Annotated in this window: 18 protein-coding genes and 1 tRNA gene; 7 read left to right on the top strand and 12 right to left on the bottom strand. The window is 71.1% G+C overall.

Translation table 11 applies throughout. The features are described 5' to 3' along the window. The first annotated feature begins 37 nt into the window (after window positions 1–37). A complete protein-coding gene (locus tag MM440_RS03820; RefSeq protein WP_241441984.1) occupies window positions 38–403 on the top strand; it encodes a hypothetical protein in 366 nt (121 codons plus the stop codon). Window positions 404–440: 37 nt separating this feature from the next. Here the strand turns inward: MM440_RS03820 and MM440_RS03825 are convergent. After that, window positions 441–536, bottom strand: a tRNA-Sec gene (locus tag MM440_RS03825). Between the two features lie 138 nt (window positions 537–674). Here MM440_RS03825 and MM440_RS03830 point away from each other — a divergent pair. Continuing rightward, the gene (locus tag MM440_RS03830) at window positions 675–1,643 is read left to right on the top strand and encodes a DUF808 domain-containing protein (protein WP_241441985.1); all 969 of its coding nucleotides are present in this window, start codon (window positions 675–677) and stop codon (window positions 1,641–1,643) included. Between the two features lie 20 nt (window positions 1,644–1,663). Here the strand turns inward: MM440_RS03830 and MM440_RS03835 are convergent, their stop codons facing one another. From MM440_RS03835 to fdh, 4 genes are read right to left on the bottom strand one after another with little or no spacing between them, the layout of a single operon-like run. Then, window positions 1,664–3,055, bottom strand: coding sequence for an L-lactate MFS transporter (locus MM440_RS03835; RefSeq protein ID WP_241441987.1), 1,392 nt, complete (start codon window positions 3,053–3,055; stop codon window positions 1,664–1,666). Further along, window positions 3,052–4,098, bottom strand: a complete 1,047-nt coding sequence (gene nrfD, locus MM440_RS03840; protein WP_241441988.1) for an NrfD/PsrC family molybdoenzyme membrane anchor subunit — start codon at window positions 4,096–4,098, stop codon at window positions 3,052–3,054. Before nrfD ends, MM440_RS03835 begins: the two co-directional genes overlap by 4 nt. Further along, the gene (locus MM440_RS03845; protein ID WP_241441989.1) at window positions 4,095–5,237 is read right to left on the bottom strand and encodes a 4Fe-4S dicluster domain-containing protein; all 1,143 of its coding nucleotides are present in this window, start codon (window positions 5,235–5,237) and stop codon (window positions 4,095–4,097) included. The genes nrfD and MM440_RS03845 overlap by 4 nt, the downstream gene beginning before the upstream one ends. Beyond that, on the bottom strand, window positions 5,234–8,572 hold the full coding sequence (gene fdh / locus MM440_RS03850; protein ID WP_241441991.1) for a formate dehydrogenase: 3,339 nt from the start codon (window positions 8,570–8,572) through the stop codon (window positions 5,234–5,236). The genes MM440_RS03845 and fdh overlap by 4 nt, the downstream gene beginning before the upstream one ends. A gap of 247 nt (window positions 8,573–8,819) precedes the next feature. Between fdh and selD the strand changes: the two genes are divergently transcribed. From selD to thpR, 3 genes are read left to right on the top strand one after another with little or no spacing between them, the layout of a single operon-like run. Further along, entirely contained in the window at window positions 8,820–9,839 is a 1,020-nt protein-coding gene (gene selD, locus MM440_RS03855; RefSeq protein ID WP_241441992.1) for a selenide, water dikinase SelD, read from the top strand. Next, window positions 9,836–10,327 (top strand): rhodanese-like domain-containing protein, encoded by a 492-nt coding sequence (locus MM440_RS03860; protein ID WP_241441994.1) that lies wholly within the window; start codon window positions 9,836–9,838, stop codon window positions 10,325–10,327. The genes selD and MM440_RS03860 overlap by 4 nt, the downstream gene beginning before the upstream one ends. Before the next feature lie 45 nt (window positions 10,328–10,372). Next, window positions 10,373–10,939, top strand: a complete 567-nt coding sequence (gene thpR, locus MM440_RS03865; RefSeq protein ID WP_241441996.1) for an RNA 2',3'-cyclic phosphodiesterase — start codon at window positions 10,373–10,375, stop codon at window positions 10,937–10,939. Here the strand turns inward: thpR and MM440_RS03870 are convergent. After that, entirely contained in the window at window positions 10,921–11,145 is a 225-nt protein-coding gene (locus MM440_RS03870) for a hypothetical protein (RefSeq protein WP_241441997.1), read from the bottom strand. The two genes, thpR and MM440_RS03870, sit on opposite strands and share 19 nt — an antisense overlap. 318 nt (window positions 11,146–11,463) lie before the next feature. Between MM440_RS03870 and MM440_RS03875 the strand changes: the two genes are divergently transcribed. Both MM440_RS03875 and MM440_RS03880 read left to right on the top strand, forming a co-directional pair. Continuing rightward, window positions 11,464–12,111 carry a LysE family translocator gene (locus MM440_RS03875; protein ID WP_241441998.1) on the top strand — a complete coding sequence of 216 codons (648 nt, stop codon included), beginning with the start codon at window positions 11,464–11,466 and terminating at the stop codon, window positions 12,109–12,111. 414 nt (window positions 12,112–12,525) lie between these two features. After that, entirely contained in the window at window positions 12,526–13,212 is a 687-nt protein-coding gene (locus tag MM440_RS03880; protein WP_241441999.1) for a slipin family protein, read from the top strand. Window positions 13,213–14,179: 967 nt separating this feature from the next. Here the strand turns inward: MM440_RS03880 and ilvC are convergent. The 6 genes from ilvC to MM440_RS03910 all read right to left on the bottom strand — a co-directional run bounded on the left by ilvC (window position 14,180) and on the right by MM440_RS03910 (window position 21,269). Then, a complete protein-coding gene (gene ilvC / locus MM440_RS03885) occupies window positions 14,180–15,214 on the bottom strand; it encodes a ketol-acid reductoisomerase (protein WP_241442001.1) in 1,035 nt (344 codons plus the stop codon). A gap of 132 nt (window positions 15,215–15,346) precedes the next feature. After that, on the bottom strand, window positions 15,347–15,856 hold the full coding sequence (gene ilvN / locus MM440_RS03890; protein WP_241442006.1) for an acetolactate synthase small subunit: 510 nt from the start codon (window positions 15,854–15,856) through the stop codon (window positions 15,347–15,349). 68 nt (window positions 15,857–15,924) lie between these two features. Continuing rightward, entirely contained in the window at window positions 15,925–17,817 is a 1,893-nt protein-coding gene (locus MM440_RS03895) for an acetolactate synthase large subunit (protein ID WP_420914128.1), read from the bottom strand. Window positions 17,818–17,938: 121 nt separating this feature from the next. Further along, complete coding sequence (locus MM440_RS17245) at window positions 17,939–18,943, bottom strand: GNAT family N-acetyltransferase (protein ID WP_241442008.1); 1,005 nt, start codon at window positions 18,941–18,943, stop codon at window positions 17,939–17,941. Beyond that, window positions 18,940–20,532 (bottom strand): hypothetical protein, encoded by a 1,593-nt coding sequence (locus tag MM440_RS03905; protein ID WP_241442010.1) that lies wholly within the window; start codon window positions 20,530–20,532, stop codon window positions 18,940–18,942. The genes MM440_RS17245 and MM440_RS03905 overlap by 4 nt, the downstream gene beginning before the upstream one ends. Next, the gene (locus tag MM440_RS03910) at window positions 20,508–21,269 is read right to left on the bottom strand and encodes an ABC transporter ATP-binding protein (protein ID WP_241442012.1); all 762 of its coding nucleotides are present in this window, start codon (window positions 21,267–21,269) and stop codon (window positions 20,508–20,510) included. Before MM440_RS03910 ends, MM440_RS03905 begins: the two co-directional genes overlap by 25 nt. Window positions 21,270–21,288: the final 19 nt, after the last annotated feature.

Here is a 21,288-nt window from a genome sequence, read left to right on the forward strand (position 1 = left end):
CACCGCGGGCCCACGCGGGCGCTCTACGGTGTGGCGCATGAACAAGCTCACCACCACCCTCGGCACCGTGGCGGCCGTCGCTGCGATCGTGTCCTTGTCAGCCTGCTCCAACGAGCAGGCGGACCAGACCGCGGCCCAGGCGTCGGCGGCGGTCTCGAACGCCGCCGGGGCGGCTTCGTCCGCGGCCTCCGGCCTCGCCGGCTCGATCGACACCAGTGCCCTGTCCAAGGAGCGGGTCGAGAAGGCCCTCACCGACGCGGGCGTCCCCGACGCCGCGGCGAAGGCCGACGAGCTGGTCAAGTCGGCACCCCGCTCGGTCGACGAGCTCAAGACCACGCTCGGACGGCTCGGGATCAACCAGAACCTGGTCGACGAGGTGCTGAAGCGGCTGCAGGGCCAGTAGACCCTGCAGCCGGAGAGCCGGAGCGGGACAGGTCTGGTGGCGGAGGCGGACGGGAATCGAACCCGCCAGACCGAGATGCTCGGTCTCATCGGTTTTGAAGACCGTGGGGGCCACCAGGCACCCTGACGCCTCCGCGCCAGACTCTACCGGTCGACCGCACGGTCGGCGCAGCCCGGCGCCGGTGCGTCCTTCTCATCGATCCCTCAGGTTGACCTCCCGTCACCTACGATCAGACGGTGACCGCCCCCGAGACGAACAAGGTGACCCTGAGATGAGTGGTGGCCTCGCTGCCCTGCTGGACGACATCGCCGCGATGGCCAAGCTGGCCGCTGCGTCGGTCGACGACGTCGGCGCCGCGGCCGGCCGCGCCAGCGCCAAGGCGGCCGGTGTGGTCGTCGACGACACCGCCGTGACCCCGCGCTACGTCACCGGCTTCACGCCCGACCGGGAGCTCCCGCTGATCAAGAAGATCACCATCGGCTCGCTGCGCAACAAGCTCCTGTTCATCCTCCCGGCGGCCCTGCTGCTCAGCCAGTTCGCGCCGTGGGCGCTGACGCCGCTGCTGATGCTCGGCGGCACCTACCTGTCCTTCGAGGGCGCCGAGAAGCTCTACGAGAAGTTCTCGGGGCACGAGAGCGGCCACGAGGAGCCGGCGGCGGTGCAGGGTGCGGACCAGGAGGCGGCGATGGCGTCGGGTGCGATCCGCACCGACTTTATCCTGTCGGCCGAGATCATGGTCATCGCGCTCAACGAGGTCGCGTCCGAGCCGTTCTGGACCCGCACCATCACGCTCATCATCGTCGCGATCGTCATCACCATCGGCGTCTACGGCGTCGTGGGCCTCATCGTCAAGATGGACGACATCGGGCTGCACCTCGCCAAGCAGGACTCCAGCTTCTCGCAGCGGGTCGGCAACGGCCTGGTCAAGGCGATGCCCGGCCTGCTGAGCGGCCTCGCGATCGTCGGCACCATCGCCATGCTGTGGGTCGGTGGCCACATCCTGCTCGTGGGCGCCGACACCCTCGGCTGGCACACCCCCTACTCGTGGGTGCACCACGCCGAGGAGGCCGTCGCCCACGCCACCGGACCGCTCGGCGGCGTGCTCGGATGGTTCACCAACACCCTCGGCTCAGCCGTGGTCGGCACCATCGTCGGCGCGATCGTGATGGGGGTCATGCACCTCATCCCGCGCCGCAGCAAGGCGAGCACCGAGGAGCACTCGAGCACCAACGAGCACTGACGCGCCCGCCGTCCCCCGGCTCAGACGCTGGGGGACGGCCGGTCGTCGAGCGCCGACGGCTTCTGCGGCGCCTTGGTGATGAACGGCACGACGGCGCCGACCAGGGCGATGATCCCGACGACCGTGAACGCCATCGTGTAGTTCTTGCTCGACCCGATCAGCGCGGACGCGATGAGCGGTCCGGCGACGCCACCGATGGACCAGCCGATGAGCATCAGGCCGTAGATCCCTCCGGCGTTGCTCACGCCGAAGAACTTGCCCGCGGTCGACGGCATGGTGCCGAAGCCACCGCCGTAGCAGGTGTAGATCACGGCGCTGAGGATCGCGAACACCGCGACCGACGACGCGTGCGGCAGGGCGATCAGGCACAGCCCCTGGATGGCGAGGATGGCGACGAACGCCAGCATCTTGCCGATGCGGTCGGACACCCAGCCCCACAGGATGCGGCCACCGCCGTTGAACAGGCCCATCAGACCGACCAGCGAGGCGGCCGCCGCGGCGCTGTAGCCGGCGACGTCGGACGCGGCGCTGGCGGCGACCGAGATCAGCGAGATGCCGGCGGTCACCGACAGGGTGAGGATGGCGGTGAGCAGGTACCACTGCGGGGTGCGCAGCGCCTCGGCCTGGCTGAAGTCACGCTGCAGCGCCACCGTGCCGACGGGCTCGGTCGCACCACCGCGAGCGGGGGTCGCCGCGGCGGCCGGGGTCGTGCCCGGGGCCTTCTCGGTGGCGAGCGCCGGGTCGGGCGCGCCGGGCGGGCGGTAGCCCTTGGGCGGGTTCGCGAAGGTCATCGCGCCGATGACGCCGGCCACCAGGTAGGCGATGCCGAGCGGCAGGAACGGCGCCGCCGGGTGCACCTTGTCGTTGCCGATCAGCGACTGGGCGACCGGGCTGGTCAGCACCGCGCCGAAGCCGAAGCCACCGACCGCGAGACCGGTGATGAGGCCGGCCTTGTCGGGAAACCACTTCTGCAGCATGGCGATCGGCACGATGTAGGCGAGGCCGAGACCGAAGCCGGAGATCAGGCCGTAACCGAGGATGAGCAGCCACAGCTGCCCGGCGTCGCGGGCGAAGGACGACAGCAGGATGCCGATCGCGTAGATCACCACACCGGTGAGCGCGACCACGCGCGGCCCGCGGCGGTCCTGGATGCGACCGCCGAGGAACGCCCCGACGAAGATCATGCCGATGCACAGCTCGAACGGGATGGCCGCCTCGACCTTGGACAGGCGCAGGGCCGAGTCGGGGCTCTGGAACGCCTTGGCGAAGGTGCTCCACGCGTAGACACCGCCGATGGCCAGCTGCACCAGGATGCCGCCGGCGAGGATGATCCAGCGGTTGGGGGTGCGCTCGGTGGCGCGGCCGGTCGTGTCGGCGGTGCCGGTGCGACCGCTGGTGGGGGTGCTGCTCATGAAGCCTCCTGTCGTTGCTGCTCGCGCCGGGCGGCGAGGCGGGCCTTCTGCGGCTCCACGGTGTAGCGAGGATCCTTGGCCGAGGCGATGCCCGCCTCGAAGATGCCGAAGCGCGTGCAGGCCGACCCGGCGAGCAGCGCGGCCCCGGCCAGTGCAGCGACCGGACGTCGCCGACCGCCGATCAGGGTGAGCGCCGCGCCCGCCACCGTGAGCACCTTCGCGGCCCGCAGGTAGGCGCCGGCGCGCCCCTCGTGCATCGGCTCGGCCAGCATGCCGAGGTGCCGCTCCATGATGGCGTCGGCGACCAGGTCGACGACTGCTCCCCCGACCGCGACGTTGCGGGCCGGGCCGCACTCGTCGACGGACGTGGTGATCATGGCGGCCCCGCCGGAGGCGGCGAGCGCCGACCCGACGAACACGAAGGGCAGCTGGCGGTAGGCCTCGTGCCAGGTCGGGGTCGCCGTGTCGGACAGCAGCACCGCGGTGTATGCAGCGAGCGGGGCGGCGAACGCCCCCGCGCCCCAGGACGACACGCGGGTGGCTGCCGGCAGGATGAAGGCGAGCTCGGCCTTGGCGGGCCTCGGGAGCACCATCTTGGCCACCTCGGTCGCCGCGGCGATGCCGGTGAAGCCGCCGAACCCGGTGAGGATCCAGGTGCCGATCGACATCGGGCTGGTGAGCTTGACGGTGCGCATCATGTTGAGGAAGCGGCTGGGCTTGCCGAGGTCCTTGACGAGCACGGCCGTCGAGCCGGAGAGCGCCGCGAGGGACACCAGCCGGGCGTTGCGCTGCAGCTCAGCGCGACCGGTCATCTCGCCACCGGAGGCGAGCAGCCCGGTGCCGGCGGCCAGGCCGCCGAGGAAGAGGTAGGCCGGGATCTCGGCCTTCCACGGCGCCGGCTTGACGATGTTGCGGCCGTAGTAGGACTCGAACTCCATCGTCGGGACCATCACGTCGTCGCGCTGGCGGCGACGCTTGCGCCGACCCTCTCGGCGGGGGGTGGGCGCGGGCTCGGTCGCGGGAGGTTCGTAGGGGACGGTCATGACCTGGCTCCGAGGAAGGCGATGGCGGCTCCCACCAGCATGCTCCCGGCGGCGAAACCCGCCTTGCGGAAGATGTCGGGGAGGTCGGCGGTGGTGACGCGCGGGTCCGGCGGCAGGCCGTAGACCTCGGGCTCGTCGAGCAGCAGGAACACCGAGCCGGTGCCCCCGACGCCGTCGAGCTCGTCGCCGCCGTAGACGCGGGCCTCGGTGAACCCCTTGGTGTGCAAGGCCTCGACCCGCTCCTCGGCGCGCTGGCGCATCTCGGAGAGGTCGCCGAACTGGATGGAGGTCGTCGGACACGCCTGCGCGCAGGCGGGCTTGGCACCGATCTCGAGCCGGTCGTAGCACAGGGTGCACTTCTGCGCGACGCCCTCGTTCTTGACGGCCGTCTTGAGCCGCTCACCGTTGGCGTCGGTCGGGCGGTCGCGCCGCTCGATCACCCCGAACGGGCAGGCCGGCACGCAGTAGCCGCAGCCGTTGCACACGTCGGCCTGGACGACGACGGTGCCGAACTCGGTGCGGAAGAGGGCGCCGGTCGGGCAGACGTCGAGACAGCCCGCGTGGGTGCAGTGCTTGCACACGTCGGAGGCGATCAGCCAGCGGAAGTCGGGCAGCGTGCCGTCGACCGCCGCCTGCCGCGCGGCCATCTCGGCGGCCTCGAGGTCGGTGGCCTCGGGACCGATGTCGACGTGCGTCCCGGGACCGGTCAGCGGCAATCCGGTGGCCGGGGCGCGGGACACGTCCTGCTCGGTGATCCGGTGCAGCCCGGGCCGCAGGCTCGGCAGGCCGAGGGCCACCGGCGTCCGCGGACCGGTGGCGGGACCACCGGCCGGCCCCTCCTCGGCGAGGAGCCGCCCGGACTCGCGGGCCTGCTCTACGCGCTCGGCGTCCTGCTCGACGAAGGCCACGTGCCGCCAGGTGCTCGCACCGAGCGCACTGGTGTTGTCGTAGCTGTCGCCGGTCATCCCGAGATGGTCCATCGGGAGCTGGTTCCACTCCTTGCAGGCCACCTCGCACGCCTTGCAGCCGATGCAGATGGAGGTGTCGGTGAAGAACCCCTTGCGCGGGGGCGGGTCCTCCCAGCCGGCGTCCTTCGCTGGATCGGTCGGCCCGTGAAGCTGGTTGCGCCACAAGCTCATCGGTCGGCCTCGTCTCCACCGGTCAGGAGGGTGTTGCCCGTCTCGACGGTCAACCCCGCTCGCGACTGGTACTCGTTGATCAGGCGCAGCAACGCCTCGCCGGTCGGCCGTCGGCCCGCACGGATGTCGCACGAGGAGGCCTTGGACTCCTGGATGGCGACGTTGGGGTCGAGGGTCACGCCGAGCAGGTCGTTGGCCGAGTCACCGGACACGACGGCGTCGGAGCCGCCGACGCCCCAGTGGTAGGGCAGGCCGATCTGGTGCAGCTGACGGCCCGAGATGGTCATCGGGGTCATCCGCTCGGTCACCAGCACGCGTGCCTCGACCGCGGCGCGCGGCGAGATGATCGTCGCCCACCCGCCGTTCTCGAGGCCACGCTCGGCCGCGAGCTCCGGCGACACCTCGCAGAAGAAGGCCGGCTGGAGCTCGGCGAGGTAGGGCAGCCACCGACTCATGCCGCCGGCCGTGTGGTGCTCGGTGAGCCGGTAGGTCGTCGCGACATAGGGGTAGACATCGGCGCCGGGCCGGGTGCCCGACGGCGCCGACAGGTTGTCCTTGCGCTTGTAGACCATGCGGGCCGGGTTGGCCTGCTGACCGTAGAGCGGGTTGACGACCGGCGACTCCTGCGGCTCGTAGTGGGTCGGCAGCGGACCGTCCACCATGCCCTTGGGGGCGAACAGCCAGCCCTTGCCGTCGGCCTGCATGATGAACGGGTCGTCCCCGGCGAGACCTGCGACCCCGCCGGTGCCGGGCTCGGGCCGGTAGGCCGGGTCCTTGGTGACCGGGAAGTCCGGCACGTCGTGCCCCACCCACGACGCCTTGTCGGCGTCCCACCACACGTAGGCCTTGCGCTCGCTCCACGGGCGGCCCTCGGGGTCGGCCGAGGCGCGGTTGTAGAGGATGCGACGGTTGGCCGGCCAGGCCCAGCCCCACTCGGGCGAGACCCACGACTGCTCGGCGTCCGGCTTGCGGCTGGCCGCGCGGTTGACCCCACCGGCGTAGACGCCGGTGTAGATCCAGCAGCCGCCGCTGGTCGAGCCGTCGGCCTTCATCTCGACGAACGCGGGCAGCAGCTCGCCTGCCTTGTCGCCGGTGAGGTAGCGGCCGTTGATCTCCTGGAGCACCGCGTGGGCGTCCGGGTCGCCGTGCTCGTCCTCGGGGTAGTCCCAGGTGAGGTCGAGCAGCGGCCGGTCGCGCGGGTCGGTCGAGTCGGCGAGTCGCGCCCGGATCTTCTTGCCGAGCTCGTGGAAGAAGTGCAGCTCGGAGCGAGACTGGCCCGGCGGGGCTACGGCCTTGTGACGCCACTGCAGCAGCCGCTGGGTCTGGGTGAAGGTGCCTTCCTTCTCGGCGTAGGACGCGGCGGGGAGGAAGAAGACCTCGGTGCCGATGTCCTCGGTGCGCAGCTCGCCGGTGGCGATCTCGGGGCCGTCCTTCCAGAAGGTCGCCGACTCGATCAGCTGCAGGTCACGCACGACCAGCCACTTCAGGTGCGCCATGCCCATCCGCTGCATCCGGCCGTTGCTCGAGCCGACCGCGGGGTTCTGGCCGAGCAGGAAGTAGCCCTCGACGGTGTCCTCCAGCATCCCCATCACCGTGGCGTAGGTGTTGTGGCTGCCGTTGATGCGGGGCAGGTAGTCGAACGCCCAGCTGTTGTCGGCCGTGGCCGCGTCACCCCACCACGCCTTGAGCAGGTTGATCGCGTAGGCGTCGGCATTGACCCAGAAGCCCTTCTGCTGCTTGCTGGCGATGGAGGTGAGGTAGTGCTCGAAGGTGTCGTGCCGCCCGGCGTAGGGCATCGGCAGGTAGCCCGGGAGCAGGTTGAACAGGGTCGGGATGTCGGTCGACCCCTGGATGCTGGCGTGGCCGCGCAGCGCCATGATGCCACCACCCGGGCGGCCGATGTTGCCCATCAGCAGCTGCAGGATCGACGCGGTGCGGATGAACTGCGCCCCCAGCGTGTGCTGGGTCCAGCCCACCGCGTAGGCGAAGCACGTGGTGCGATCGCGACCGCTGTTGGTGACCAACGAGTCGACGACGTAGGCGAAGTCCTCGGCGCTGACGCCGCAGGCCTGCTCGACCATCTCCGGGGTGTAGCGCGAGTAGTGCCGCCGCAGGATCTGCAGCACGCAGCGCGGGTCGGTCATGGTGTCGTCGCGCAGCACGCGGGCGTGCTCGAGCGCCGGACCACCGCTGCCGTGCTGGTCACCGGCGGCCGCTTCGCGCTTCTCGACGCCGTGCTCCTCGGCGCCCGCCTCGCCGACCTTGCCGTCGGTGTCCCCGTCGCCGTCGCCGTCGTCCGCGGTGGCGTAGGCCCAGGACTTCAGGTCGTAGGCGCCGCGCTCGGGGTCATAGCCGGAGAAGAGCCCGTCGAGGTCCTCGGTGTCGGCGTAGTCCTCGTTGATCAGCGTCGGGCCGTTGGTGAACGCCCGCACGTACTCCGCGAAGTACAGCTCGTGCGTGAGCACGTAGTTGATGATCGCGCCGAGGAAGATGACGTCGCTGCCGACCCGGAGCGGGACGTGCCGGTCCGCCGTCGCCGACGTGCGGGTGAAGCGCGGGTCGATGTGGAGCACCCGCGCACCGCGCAGCTTGGCCTCGGTCACCCACTGATAGGCCACCGGGTGGCACTCGGCCATGTTGGAGCCCTGGATGATGATGCAGTCGGCGTTGGCCATGTCCTGCACGAACTGCGTCGCACCACCGCGACCGAACGAGGCGCCCAGACCGGGCACCGTGGCGGAGTGTCAAATACGCGCCTGGTTCTCGATCTGGATCGCGCCGGCCGCCGTGAACAACTTCTTGATGAGGTAGTTCTCCTCGTTGTCCAGCGTGGCGCCGCCGAGCGAGGCGATGCCCATGGTGCGCGCGAGCAGCCGCCCGTCCTCGTCGGTGTCCTGCCAGGTGCGACGGCGGGTCTCGAGGAAGCGGTCCGCGATCATGTCGGTCGCCTGGTCGAGGTCGAGGGTGGTCCACTCGGTGGCGTGCGGCGCTCGGTAGAGGACCTGCGTCTGGCGCACCGGGCTGTTGACCAGCTGCTCGCTGGCGGAGCCCTTGGGGCACAGCCGGCCTCGACTGATCGGGCTGTCGGGGTCACCCTCGATCTGGACGATCTTCTCGTCCTTGACGAAGATCTTCTGCCCGCAGCCGACGGCGCAGTAGGGACAGATCGACTGGACCACGCGGTCGGCCGTCTTGGTGCGGGCCGTCTGGGACCGGGTCGTGGGGCTGGTGACCGCGCGCCCGCGGCCCAGGAAGTCCCCGTCGCGCACCTGTCGCACCACGGGCCAGTCGAGCAACGTCGGGAGCGCGCGTCGCGCCTTGTGACTGCCGTCCACCGGTGCCTCCTCGCAGGAATCTCCAGCGCCGAAGGGGTGCCTGAGCAGGCCACCCGATCGAGCCGGTCGAGCCCTCGGCGGCCCGACTCGCACACCCTAACCTCCACCACTGACATAGGGCGACCACCCTGCACTCGGTCGTGGCGCGTTCCCTCGACTCATGTGTGGGACTCAGGGCGAGGGGCCGGCCCGTCCGCGTACTAGGGTCGACAGCAGAGCAACCGATGAACCGCGAGAGGAGCACGTCATGAGCACCCCCGTCCTGAGCACGACATCCCCGCGGATGACCCAGCTCGCGTCCGGCGGAGGCTGCGCGTGCAAGATCCCGCCCGGCGAGCTCGAGGCGATCGTCGCCGGGCTGGTGCCCACGGGTGCGCCGGACCCCGATCTGCTGGTCGGTCTGGACGACGGCGACGACGCCGCCGTGGTCCGCATCTCCCCCACCCAGGCGCTGGTCTCCACGACCGACTTCTTCACCCCGGTCGTCGACTCGGCCTACGACTGGGGACGGATCGCTGCCGCGAACGCCCTCTCCGATGTCTACGCGATGGGCGGGACGCCGGTGTGCGCGATCAACCTCGTCGGCTGGCCCCGCGCCACCGTGTCGACGGACCTGCTGCGCGAGACCCTGCGCGGCGGCGCCGATGTCGCGCGCGCGGCCGGCTGCGCGCTGGGAGGCGGGCACAGCATCGACGCCCCGGAGCCGCTCTACGGGCTCGCGGTCACCGGTCTCGTAGACCCCTCGCGGATCCTGCGCAACGACGCCGCCCGCGCGGGCCTGCCGCTCACCCTCACCAAACCGCTCGGGGTCGGGGTGCTGAACAACCGGCACAAGGCGACCGGTGAGGTCTTCGCCGAGGCCGTGGCGTCGATGGTGACGCTGAACGCCGACGCGTCACGCGCTGCGCTCGCCGCCGGCGTCGAGGCTGCGACGGACGTGACGGGCTTCGGGCTGCTCGGCCACCTGCACAAGATGATGCGCGCCTCCGGCGTGTCCGCCGTCGTCGATGCCGCCGCCGTCCCCTATCTCCCGGGCGCGCGCGAGGCGTTGGCGGCGGGCTACGTGTCGGGCGGCACGCGGCGCAACCTCGACTGGGTGCGCCCGCACCTGCAGGTCGACGACGGGGTCGACGAGGACGAGCTGTTGCTGCTCGCGGACGCCCAGACCAGCGGTGGGCTGCTGGTCGTCGGCGAGGTCCCGGGCTACCCGGTCATCGGGGAGACGGTCGCGCGGACCGGTGACACCACCGTGCGCGTCCGCGCATGAGGCGCAGCGCGGCGGAGCTCGGCGCGGCTGAGTTCGGCGCGGAGGCGCTTGGCGCGGAGGTGCTTGGCGCGGAGCCTGGAGGGCGGGCGCTCGGCGTGAGCCGGATGCTCGACGCCGCTCGCGCCCGCCTGTCTCGACTGACCCCGCTGGAGGCGTGGGACGCCGTCCGGTCCGGCGACGGCGTGCTGATCGACGTCCGCACCGAGGCCCACCGGCGGGCGCAGGGCGAGCTGCCGGGCGCGATCGTCATCGACCTGACCGTGCTGGAGTGGCGGCTCGACCCGGCGTTCGCGTGGCGCATCCCCGAGGCCACGTCCTACGACACCCGGTGGATCGTCACGTGCCGACAGGGCTACAGCTCCAGCCTCGCGGCGATGCGTCTGCAGCAGCTCGGTCTGCACCGGGCGACCGACCTGGTCGACGGCGTCCAGGGCTGGCTCGCCGCGGGGCTGCCGCTGCACGACGGGGTCGCTGACGTCCGGCCGTGAGGCGTGAGGGGTGTCGGAACAGCGTGACGTGACAGGCTGGGACGCATGAGCGCACGCCTGTTCGTGGCCATCACTCCGCCGCAGGAGGTAGTGGCCCACCTGGACACCTTCCTCGAGCCCCGCCGCGACGCCGCGCCCGACGTGCGGTGGAGCCGCCCCGACCAGTGGCACCTGACCCTGGCGTTCCTGCCGTCCGTCAACGACAGGGCCTACGAGCGGCTGGACGAGCGACTCGACGAGATCGCCTCGCAGACAGAGCAATTCGACCTGACGCTGCGCGGGGGCGGAGCCTTCCCGGACGTCACCGAAGCGCGGGTGCTGTGGATCGACGTCGACGACGTGCTCGAGGACCTGCCTCCCCTGGCCAAGCGCGTGCGCGGCGCCGCGAACGCGAGCGGCACTGCGGTGCAAGGAGGTTCGTTCAACCCCCACCTGACGGTAGCCCGCCTCGCTCCCCCGCACGACGCCATCCGCTGGGTGCGGGTGCTGGACACCTACGCCGGCCCGACCTGGACGGTCGACGAGCTGCACCTGGTCGAGTCCCACCTCGGCCAGGGTCCCGGTGGCCGCGCCCGGCACGTCGTGCGCGAGACCTACCCCGTCGCCGCGTAGACCTCGACGCGCCAGTCATGCTCGCTGTCCAACGTCACCGACAGGGGCCCCGAGGCGGGGGCCGGCAGCGCGTCGAACCTCAGCACGTCACCGGTCGGGACGCAGGTGGACCTCGCGTCGAGCTGGTCCGGCAGCCGCAGGTGGACCCGCCCGGCGGTGCACCACAGGTGCACCTCCAGCGCCGGCCTGCCGGGGACTGGTCCCACGACGCCGCCGCGCCCATGGCCCGCCAGCGACGCGATCAGCGGGAGCGGAGGCGCCGACGGTGACAGCGGTTGCGCAGTGACGCCGTCGGCGGAGGTGGTGGCGTCGTTGCTCGGCGGCGGACTCGCGGTCTGAGGCGCTTCCCCGGAAGCCCCCGTACTGCAGCCGGCGAGGCCCACCATCATCACCACTGCCGCCGCACTGGACCTGCGCCCGATCAGCCACCCCACACGTGCCTCCTCGCAGTCTGAGCGTCCTCGTCTGAGCGTCCTCGCGAGAAACCATAGAGCGCAGTGGTGCGCTGCTGCGATCATGGAGGCATGACGGTCATGCACGCAATCACCTCGTTCGCCGTCGTGGCCGGGCTGATGACCATCACCCCGGGCCTCGACACGACCCTGGTGCTGCGCACTGCTGCGCGGCACTCGCGTCGCGCGGCCTTCGCCACGGCGCTGGGGATCAACGCCGGGGTGCTCGCGTGGGCGGTCGCCGCCGCCGTCGGTGTCTCAGCCCTACTGAACGCGTCACAGCTCGCCTTCACCGTGGTGAAAGTCGCCGGGGCGGTCTACATGCTCAAGCTCGGGATCACGATGATCCACCACGCCATCCGCCCCCCGCACGGTGACGTGGCGACGGCCGACTCACTGGCCGGTGTCACCGTGCCACCGAGCGCCACGAGCTGCTTCCGGCAGGGCTTCCTCACGAACCTGATGAACCCCAAGATCGGCGCGTTCTACGTCGCGCTGCTGCCGCAGTTCCTGCCGCCCGAGCACTCCGCGGCCGTGATGGGTGCGGTGCTCGCGCTGGTGCACAACGTCGAGGGGCTGTTGTGGTTCTCGCTCATCATCCTCGCGGTCGACCGGATGCGAGACCTGTTGCAGCGCCCGCGAGTTCAGCGATCCGTGGACGCCGTGGCCGGCAGCGCCGTCGTCGGCTTCGGACTTCGTCTCGGCCTTAGTCGCTCTTGAGCTCCCCTGTCCCCCAACGCATTCCCGTAGACCGGCACAGGTGCCACCAGCTGGTGGCAGGTAAATCGTTGGCATCGCTCGGTGCTCGCGCCCTACCCTGATGCGGCGCGAGGGAGCAGCGAGCTGATGCTCTGCACCAGGTCGTCCTGCGCGTTCGAACTCGCACGTCGCTGCTGTGGACAGCATCTCTGGCAAGGACGTCTCGGCGTCCGGGGTTCGAGTCCCCACCTGGCGACGTCATCGGGGAGCCACGAGCCCCACGCTCTGCGCCCCGTCCGGTCGGCACGACGGACGACGGCCCGCCGCGGTCTCGTCCCGATGACGTCGTCGTCCGCCGGCACCGACCCATCGCCCGCCCACAGGCGCGACACCACCACGCTGAGACCACACCGACTGCCTGAAGGAGGTCGCCCCATGTCCCTGTTCACCATCACCGTGCCCGCGAGCACCTGCGTGGTCCGCTACCACCAGGGCGCGCTCGTCGGCGTCCTCCCCGCCGGCCGGCATCGTCGTCGGTGGGGTGCGTCGGACGTGCCGGTCGACCTGCGGCGCAGCTGGATCCGGGTCGCACCGCAGGAGATCCCGTCCTCCGACGGCATCCACGTGAAGGTGTCCGCGGCGGTCCTGCACAGCGTCGGCGACCCGGTCGCCTACCTGGAGCTGACCGACGACCCCCGCGCCACGGTCTACCTCGCGGCGCAGGTCGCCCTGAGGGAGGCGCTGGCTGGGCTCACCGCCGACGAGCTGGTCCAGCGCCAGAGCGTGCTGCCGGTCCGGGCGATGGTCGAGGCGGTGCGCTCCGTCGCGGCGACGGTCGGTGTCGAGGTGCACGAGATCGTGGTCAAGGACGTCGTCCTGCCGCCCGAGATCCGCTCTGCCGCACTGGATCTCGCCACCGCGCAGAAGCGGGCGCAGGTCCAGCTCGAGGCGGCTCGGGCCGAGACCGCGGCGCTGCGGGCCCAGGCCAACGCGGCCAAGCTGCTCGACGACCACCCGGCCCTCGCGCAGCTGCGGCTGATCCAGTCCGCGCCCTGCGGCACGAAGCTGGTCATCCAGGTCGGCGACACCGCCTCGCTCACCGAGGCTGCGTCGACCGACTGACCGACTGACCGACTGACCGGCTGACCCGCAGAGGTCGGGTCTCGGATCGACGCAGCCAGTCGGGACGGCGGTTCGTCACCCACACCGCTCCGACACGGCAGGTCGTGACCGAGGTGGCTGGTGAACCAGCCCCCTCGGTCACCAGCCGCCACCTCGGTGACCAGCCACCATCTCGACGGGCCCCGGATCGTCGGGCGTCGGTGTCGGCGTCGGTGTCGTCGTCGGGCACCGGTGCTGTCGTCGCCTCGGGCGGGGTTCGGGGGGCGGCGTATTCACACCTGGTAGATCGCCTGCCTGCTGCTTGCGTGGGTAGGCAGGGTGTGCGCTTCGGACTGATTCACGGCTCTACAGAGCAGTTTTGATCGTTCAGACGCGCGTGAGTCCGTCCGAAGCGCACACTCGGGCTGGGCTCGGCACCCCAGCTGACGCGCTTCGGGTGTCGTGGGCGGCCGAGACGCGGCGCGTGGTCGCCGAGACGGCGGTTCGTCACCCGCCCCTCGCTCGGGGTCGTCCGTCACGGCGTCGCCGCCGTGGCCCCGCCGGCTCGGCCCGGCCGGCCGGCCGGCCGCAAAGATGGTGGCAACCTGCTGGTCAGATCTGACGAGCAGACCGCCACTGTCCCCGAGCCCCGAGAGGCCACCCTCGCGCTCACCACCACACCCCCGTCGGCCCCCAAGATGGTGGCAACTTGGTAGTCAGATGTGACGTGCAGGCCACCACTATCCCCGTCGAGACGGCTGCGACTCGTGGACCAGGTCGTGGTGCTCGACCGTCCGCTCGGCACACGTGTGGTGACGCATGCCGGTTGCGCCAGCGAGGCGCCACGCCAGTGCCAGACGGTGCTGACCTGACCGGCCCTGACCGGCCGCGACCAGACCGCCCCAGAGCAGACCAAACCCGTTCGAGCACAACAGAAGTGGGCGTGCACACCCACCAGGTGCGCACGCCCACTTCGAGCAGCCCCGGGTCAGCGGGCGGCGGAACCCTCGACGTAGTCGGAGGTGCCCTTGTCGTCCTTGATCCAGCTCATCAGGGAGCGCAGCTTGCGGCCGGTCTCCTCGATGGGGTGGCTGGCGCCCTTCTCACGCAGACGCTTGAACTCCGGTGCGCCGGCGTCCTGGTCGTCGATGAAGCGCTTGGCGAAGGTGCCGTCCTGGATGTCCTTGAGGACGGCCTGCATGTTCTCCTTGACGCGCGGGTCGATGACGCGCGGGCCGGAGACGTAGTCGCCGAACTCCGCGGTGTCAGAGATCGACCAGCGCTGCTTGGCGATGCCGCCCTCGATCATCAGGTCGACGATGAGCTTGAGCTCGTGCAGGCACTCGAAGTAGGCGACCTCGGGCTGGTAGCCCGCCTCGGTCAGCACCTCGAAGCCGTACATCACCAGCTGCGACGCGCCACCGCAGAGGACGGCCTGCTCACCGAACAGGTCGGTCTCGGTCTCCTCGGTGAAGGTCGTCTTGATGCCGCCGGCACGCAGGCCACCGATGGCCTTGGCGTAGGCCTTGGCGACGTCCCAGGCGTGGCCCGACGCGTCCTGCTCGACGGCGACGATCACGGGCACGCCACGGCCGTCGCTGAACTCGCGGCGCACGAGGTGGCCGGGGCCCTTGGGGGCGACCATGATGACGTCGGCGTCAGCCTCGGGCTTGATGTAGCCGAACCGGATGTTGAAGCCGTGGCCGAAGACCAGCGTGGCGCCGGGCTTGAGGTTGGGCTTGATGTCGTCGGTGTAGACGTGACGCTGCACCTGGTCCGGCGTGAGGATGACGACGACGTCGGCCTCCTTGACCGCGTCGGCGACCGAGCGGACGGTGAGGCCCTCGGCCTCGGCCTTCTCCTTGGAGCGCGAACCCTCGGCGAGGCCGATGCGGACGTCGACACCGGAGTCACGCAGGTTGAGGGCGTGCGCGTGTCCCTGGCTGCCGTAGCCGATGACGGCCACCTTCTTGCCCTGGAGCACCGACAGGTCGGCGTCGTCGTCGTAGAACATCTCGGCCATCAGGCCTTCTCCTTCATGGTTGTGGTTCTGTGCAGTTTCGGTCGTCGATCCGCAGGACGCTTCGATGGACAAGCCGGCGAGCGCTTCGAGGAACGACGTTGCAGAGCAGTCGAGCTCGAGCCTAGACGAGGGTCAGGCGCGCGAGGAGCGGTCGGTGATGGAGCGAGACCCGCGGCCGATGGCGACCAGGCCGGACTGGACCAGCTCCTTGACGCCGAACGGCTCGAGCAGGCGCAGCAGCGCCTCCAGCTTGAGGACGTTGCCGGTGGCCTCGATGACCAGGGTGTCTGGGCCCACGTCGACGATCTTGGCGCGGAACATCTCGACCACCTCCATCACCTGCCCGCGGTGCGCGGTGTCCGCCCGCACCTTGACCAGGATGATGTGCCGCTGCACCGAGGACTCCGGCGCCAGCTCGACGACCTTGAGGACCTCGACGAGCTTGTTGAGCTGCTTGGTGACCTGCTCGAGCGGCAGCTGGTCGACGTCGACGCGGATCGTCATGCGCGAGACCTCGGGGTGTTCGGTCTCACCGACGGCCAGCGCCTCGATGTTGTAGCCGCGCCGGGAGAACAGGCCGGCGATGCGCGCGAGCACGCCGGGCTTGTTCTCCACCAGCACCGACAGGGTGTGCTTGGACATCAGTGTTCACCGTTCCTCGTTGCTTCGGTGGACCGAGGTGTCGGCCCGTGCTTCGCTGCGGACACGTCCTAGTCCTCGCGGTCCCACTCGGGCGACAGGCCCTTGGCGATCTTGATCTCGTCGTTGCTGACGCCGGCGGCCACCATCGGCCACACCATCGCGTCGCGGCTCACGACGAAGTCGATCAGGACCGGGCGGTCGTTGATCTCCATCGCCTGCCGGATCGCGCCCTCGACCTCGGCCGGGTCGGTCACCCGGATCCCCACGCAGCCGTAGGCCTCGGCGAGCTTGACGAAGTCCGGGATGAAGACGTTGTCGTGGGAGGTGTTGAGGTCGGTGTTGGAGTAGCGCTCGTCGTAGAAGAGCGTCTGCCACTGCCGCACCATGCCGAGCGAGCTGTTGTTGATGATGGCGACCTTGATCGGGATCTGGTTGATCACGCAGGTCGCGAGCTCCTGGTTGGTCATCTGGAAGCAACCGTCGCCGTCGATCGCCCAGACCACGCGGTCCGGCTCGCCGGTCTTGGCGCCCATCGCCGCCGGGATGCAGTAGCCCATGGTGCCGAGCCCGCCGGAGTTCAGCCACGCGTTGGGCCGCTGGTAGGCGATGAACTGCGACGCCCACATCTGGTGCTGGCCCACGCCCGACACGTAGATCGCCTCGGGCCCGGCGATCTCGCCGAGCGCACTGATGACGGCCTGCGGCGCGATCGTCGTCTCGTCGCCGTGGACGTAGCCGACCGGGTAGGTCCGCTTCCAGCCCTGGGTCTGGTCGACCCAGGCGCTGTAGTCCGGCACGTGACCAGCCGCGCGGTCGGCGGCGATCGTGTCGATGAGGTCGTTGATGACCTCCTTGACGTCGCCGACGATCGGCACGTCGACCTTGCGGTTCTTGCCGATCTCGGCAGGGTCGACATCGGCGTGGATCACCTTGGCGCCGGGGGCGAACGAGTCGAGCTTGCCCGTGACGCGGTCGTCGAAGCGGGCGCCGAGCGTGATCAGCAGGTCAGCCTTCTGCAGCGCGGTCACCGCGGCCACCGAGCCGTGCATGCCCGGCATGCCAAGGTGCAGCTCGTGGTCGTCCGGCACGGCGCCGCGCGCCATCAAGGTGGTGACGAGCGGGATGCCGGTGAGCTCGACGAGACGCTGCAGCTCCTGGCTCGCCTCGGCGCGGATCACGCCACCGCCCACGTAGAACACGGGGCGCCGGGCCTCCTCCATCAGCCGCGCGGCCTCGCGGATCTGCTTGCCGTGCGGCTTGAGCACCGGGCGGTAGCCCGCGAGCTCGTGCTTGGGCGGCCAGGAGAAGGTGGTCTGGGCCTGCAGCGCGTCCTTGGTGATGTCCACGAGCACCGGACCGGGACGACCGGTGGCGGCCACGTGGAACGCCTCGGAGATGGCCCGCGGGATCTCCGCCGCGTCGGTGATGAGGTAGTTGTGCTTGGTGATCGGCATCGTGATGCCGCGGATGTCGGCTTCCTGGAAGGCGTCCGTCCCGATCGCCCGCGAGCCGACCTGACCGGTGATCGCCACGATCGGCACCGAGTCCATGTAGGCGTCGGCGAGCGGCGTCACGAGGTTCGTTGCGCCGGGGCCGGAGGTCGCCATGCAGACCCCGACCCGCCCGGTCGCCGACGCGTAGCCCTCGGCCGCGTGGCCGGCGCCCTGCTCGTGGCGCACCAGGATGTGCCGCACGGTCGGCGAGTCCATCAGCGGGTCGTAGGCCGGCAGGATCGCGCCGCCCGGGATGCCGAAGACCGTGTCTACGCCCATGGCCTCGAGCGAGTGGACGAGGCTCTGGGCTCCCGTGCACTCGACGGGGGCGCGCAGCCGCGAGGGGGCGGCCACGTCAGCAGGGGTAGGGGCGCTCTGGGCGCCGCGTTGGTCGATCACTGGTCCTTCACCACTTTCGGTGGGGCGGTCGGGTGGTACGTCGCCTGGTCGAGTTCCGACTCTAGTCATGAAAAAACCCCAGTCCCGATCGGGGACGTGGGGTTGCGCGCTCCGCGAGGTGTGCGGTGCGCGCTAGGGAAGTACGAGAATGTTCGCCACGGCAACACCCTGCCTTGCGGGCCCGGCCGCGTCAATCGGTGGTCAGGGCGGTCTCAGCATCCGGGCACACCCGGTAGTGGTAGTCGTGGTGCCGGGCGAACCCCAGGGATCCGTAGAGCGCGAGCGCCGGTGCGTTGTCCGCCAGCACCTGCAGGTAGACCCATCGCGCACCGTCCGCGGCCGCGCGGTCCAGCGCCGCCCGGCTGAGCAGCCGCCCGAGCTCACGACCCCGCCACCGAGGCGCGACCTCCAGCGTGGACAGGCCCGCCCAGTCGTCGGTGCGGACCAGGCGGGCGACGCCGACCGGCTCGACCGCTCCCCCGGCGTGGGTCCAGCGGGCGGTGAGGTAGTCGGCGGGCACCGTCTCGGCCTCGACGATGCGGGGGTGGTCCGCCGCCCGACCGAGCAGCGCCAGGTGGTCGGCGTCCGGTCGCGGCGGCCAGGTGAGGGTCAGCTCGGGCGGTGTGCCGACGGGGGTCGGCGCGGGTGGGAGGGGAAGCGCCGCGGTCATCAGGCAGGTCGGGGTGCGCAGCTCCCACCCGCGCTCCTCCAGCAGGGCGTCGAGCGCCGGGTCGGCACGCCCCGGCACGACCTGGACCACCGGCACGAGGCCGGCCTCGCGACAGATCCTGGCAGCACGGTCTACGGCATCGGGGAGGGGGACGCCCGGGTCGCCCAGGGCCAGGACGGAGTTCGCCCGGCTGGAGCCACCGTGCGAGAGGCGCGCGACCCAGCCGCCGATGCGAACGTTGCGGACGCCCGGCCAGCCACGCAGGGCCAGCCGCTCGAGGTCGTCGGGCGACGACCGGGCCACGACCCTGCGCGGAGGCACGACGCGGACGGCGACGAGGTCTACCCGCTCGAGGGTGATCGGCGGTCCGTCGTCCGGCGCCACGACCAGCGGGTCGGGCGGGGTGCCGCCGGCGAGGAGCCGGCCGATGACGTCGGTGGCGCTACCGTCCGGCAACCGGCGGCGCACCGCGACCCGGCTGCCCTCGGGGTAGCGGCGTTCGCGCACGGCGAGGTCGGTGCTCACGCCGGCACGGACACCTGCGAGAGCACCTCGGGCCAGTGCTGGTCGAGACGGCGACCGCCCGCGCGGATGCCGAGGACCAGCACCGCGACGCCCTCGGCGACGGCGACGAGGAGCGCGACCCAGGCGAGCCACGACGCCTCGATGACCAGAGCGGTGATGACCAGGGCGAGGACGGGGACGACCGCGACGAACACGCCGAGGGACGACAGGGCGAACGACACGAGCCCCTGGATCCCACCGACGTTGTTGCCGCTGAACGCGCTGGCCCCCGGCGGGGGTGCGGTGCCCTGGAAGATCGAGCCGACCCACGAGCTCACGCCGAAGCCGGCGAGGTAGGTGATGACGACGACCGCAAGCACGTGCGGCAGGTAGCTCCACAGGCCCGAGTAGACGAAGGCGGCGACCAGCGCGACCGTGATCACCGGCGCCGTGAAGGTCATGATCGCGAGCACCCGGCCCCACCGGTCGTCCACGCCCCGGATCCCGCTGCTGACGTGTGTCCACAGCGCAGAGCCGTCGTAGGACAGGTCCGCCCCGACGCCCTGCGCGCACATCCACGCCATGAGCACCGGCCCGAAGACCGCCAGCCCGCGGCTCTCGGGGTCGCCGGCCACGCTCGGCAGGACCATCAGCGCCGGCATCAGGAAGAGGATCACGGCGGTGCCGGCGTAGCGCGGGTCGCGCCGCCAGTAGCGCAGGCAGCGGGCGGCGATGGCACCGCGCGGCGAGGTGCCCAAGAGCCGCTCGACCCAGGTGGACGAGTGCACCGACTCGGACGACCCACCGCTGGTGATGGGTGAGCAGAGGGCACGGTCCAGCAGGCGCACCCACGCGAGGCAGACCCCGCCGACGAGCGCCGCGGCGAGCACGAGGTGCACGACCGCCTGCCACCAGCGCCCGGCCGCGACCTCGGCGGGCACGGCCCAGGCCCAGCCGAACGGCGTCCACGCCGCGATGGTGGCGCCCCGGGCGAGGGCGGCGTTGACGGCGTCGAGGTCACCGTTGCCGATCCGCCCGAACAGCTGTCCGACGAAGGAGAAGCTGATGGCGATCGCGGCGACCAGCACGGCGGCGAGGTCGCGGAACCGGCGGCTCGCGAGCATCGACCCGAGCCCCGTCGTGACGACCCGCGCGAGCAGGAAGCAGGTCACCAGCCCGAGGGGTGTGGCGACGATCGCGGCCACCAGGGCCGGGATCGACCGGGACCAGGTGACCCACGAGAAGAGCACGACGATCGCTGTGGCCAGGCCGCCGGTCGACACGAGCATCGAGGCGAGCAGCCCGGGCACCAGCTGTCGGGCCCGCACCGGCAGCAGGGCGAACCGGGAGGCGTCGAGGGTGGGGTCTACGCCGAAGACGAGGATCGACAGGACCATCCAGGCCGCGGTCACGAACGAGAAGGCCAGCACGAGCAGGTGGCTCGTGAGGTCCAGCGGCGCGCCGCGCAGCGCCACCAGTCCGACGCAGACGACCCCGACGACGGTCACCGCGTAGAGCGCGAGGAGGACGAAGCCGACGACCTTCCACGCGCTCTGCCGAAAGGCGTTGCGCAGCAGGGTCAGTCTCAGTCGGACCAGGAGCGCAACCACGCGAGGTCCTCCGATCCGCTCACGGGGCCTCCCACGAGGTCGAGGAAGCGCTGCTGCAGGGACTCGCCGGCGCGCACGTCCTCCACGCGCCCCTCGGCGAGCACCCGGCCCTGGGCGATGACGGCCAGCCGGTCGCAGAGGGACTCGACGAGCTCCATCACGTGCGAGGAGAGGATGACGGTGCCGCCGCCCTGGACGTAGCCGCGCAGGATCGACCGGATGCCCTCGCCGGAGACCGGGTCCACCGCCTCGAACGGCTCGTCGAGCACGAGCAGGCGCGGGCCGTGGATGAGGGCGCAGGCGAGCCCGATCTTCTTCGTCATGCCGGCGGAGTAGTCGACGACCAGCTTGTCGGCGTCGAGGCCGAGCACGCCGAGCAGGTCGGCGGAACGCTGCGCGACCACGTCGGCGGGCAGGCGGCGCAGCAACCCGACGTAGCGCAGCAGCTCGGCACCGGACAGCCGGTCGAACAGTCGCATGCCGTCCGGCAGCACACCCATGAGCGCCTTGGCGCCGGCCGGGTCGGCCCACACGTCGTGGCCGAGGACCGTCGCGGTGCCCTGGTCGGGGCGCAGCAGCCCGGTGGCCATGGACAAGGTGGTCGTCTTGCCGGCGCCGTTGGGTCCGACGAGCCCGAACAGGCTCCCGGACGGGACCGTGAGCGACAACGAGTCCACAGCTCGCGAGCCGTCGAAGTCCTTGATCAACCCCTGCAAGACCAGCGCGTCGGTGGTCATGGACCCATCCAAGCACGTC

This window comes from Arsenicicoccus piscis (assembly GCF_022568835.1).
In the GTDB taxonomy this organism is placed as follows: Bacteria; Actinomycetota; Actinomycetes; order Actinomycetales; family Dermatophilaceae; genus Arsenicicoccus; species Arsenicicoccus piscis.

What these genes read in the sequence shown, in the direction of transcription:
- MM440_RS03820 (WP_241441984.1), top strand. Translation starts at nt 38, where the DNA reads ATGAACAAGCTCACCACCACCCTCGGCACCGTGGCGGCCGTCGCTGCG.
- MM440_RS03830 (WP_241441985.1), top strand. Translation starts at nt 675, where the DNA reads ATGAGTGGTGGCCTCGCTGCCCTGCTGGACGACATCGCCGCGATGGCC.
- MM440_RS03835 (WP_241441987.1), bottom strand. Translation starts at nt 3,055, where the DNA reads ATGAGCAGCACCCCCACCAGCGGTCGCACCGGCACCGCCGACACGACC.
- nrfD (WP_241441988.1), bottom strand. Translation starts at nt 4,098, where the DNA reads ATGACCGTCCCCTACGAACCTCCCGCGACCGAGCCCGCGCCCACCCCC.
- MM440_RS03845 (WP_241441989.1), bottom strand. Translation starts at nt 5,237, where the DNA reads ATGAGCTTGTGGCGCAACCAGCTTCACGGGCCGACCGATCCAGCGAAG.
- selD (WP_241441992.1), top strand. Translation starts at nt 8,820, where the DNA reads ATGAGCACCCCCGTCCTGAGCACGACATCCCCGCGGATGACCCAGCTC.
- MM440_RS03860 (WP_241441994.1), top strand. Translation starts at nt 9,836, where the DNA reads ATGAGGCGCAGCGCGGCGGAGCTCGGCGCGGCTGAGTTCGGCGCGGAG.
- thpR (WP_241441996.1), top strand. Translation starts at nt 10,373, where the DNA reads ATGAGCGCACGCCTGTTCGTGGCCATCACTCCGCCGCAGGAGGTAGTG.
- MM440_RS03875 (WP_241441998.1), top strand. Translation starts at nt 11,464, where the DNA reads ATGACGGTCATGCACGCAATCACCTCGTTCGCCGTCGTGGCCGGGCTG.
- MM440_RS03880 (WP_241441999.1), top strand. Translation starts at nt 12,526, where the DNA reads ATGTCCCTGTTCACCATCACCGTGCCCGCGAGCACCTGCGTGGTCCGC.
- ilvC (WP_241442001.1), bottom strand. Translation starts at nt 15,214, where the DNA reads ATGGCCGAGATGTTCTACGACGACGACGCCGACCTGTCGGTGCTCCAG.
- ilvN (WP_241442006.1), bottom strand. Translation starts at nt 15,856, where the DNA reads ATGTCCAAGCACACCCTGTCGGTGCTGGTGGAGAACAAGCCCGGCGTG.
- MM440_RS03895 (WP_420914128.1), bottom strand. Translation starts at nt 17,817, where the DNA reads ATGACTAGAGTCGGAACTCGACCAGGCGACGTACCACCCGACCGCCCC.
- MM440_RS03910 (WP_241442012.1), bottom strand. Translation starts at nt 21,269, where the DNA reads ATGACCACCGACGCGCTGGTCTTGCAGGGGTTGATCAAGGACTTCGAC.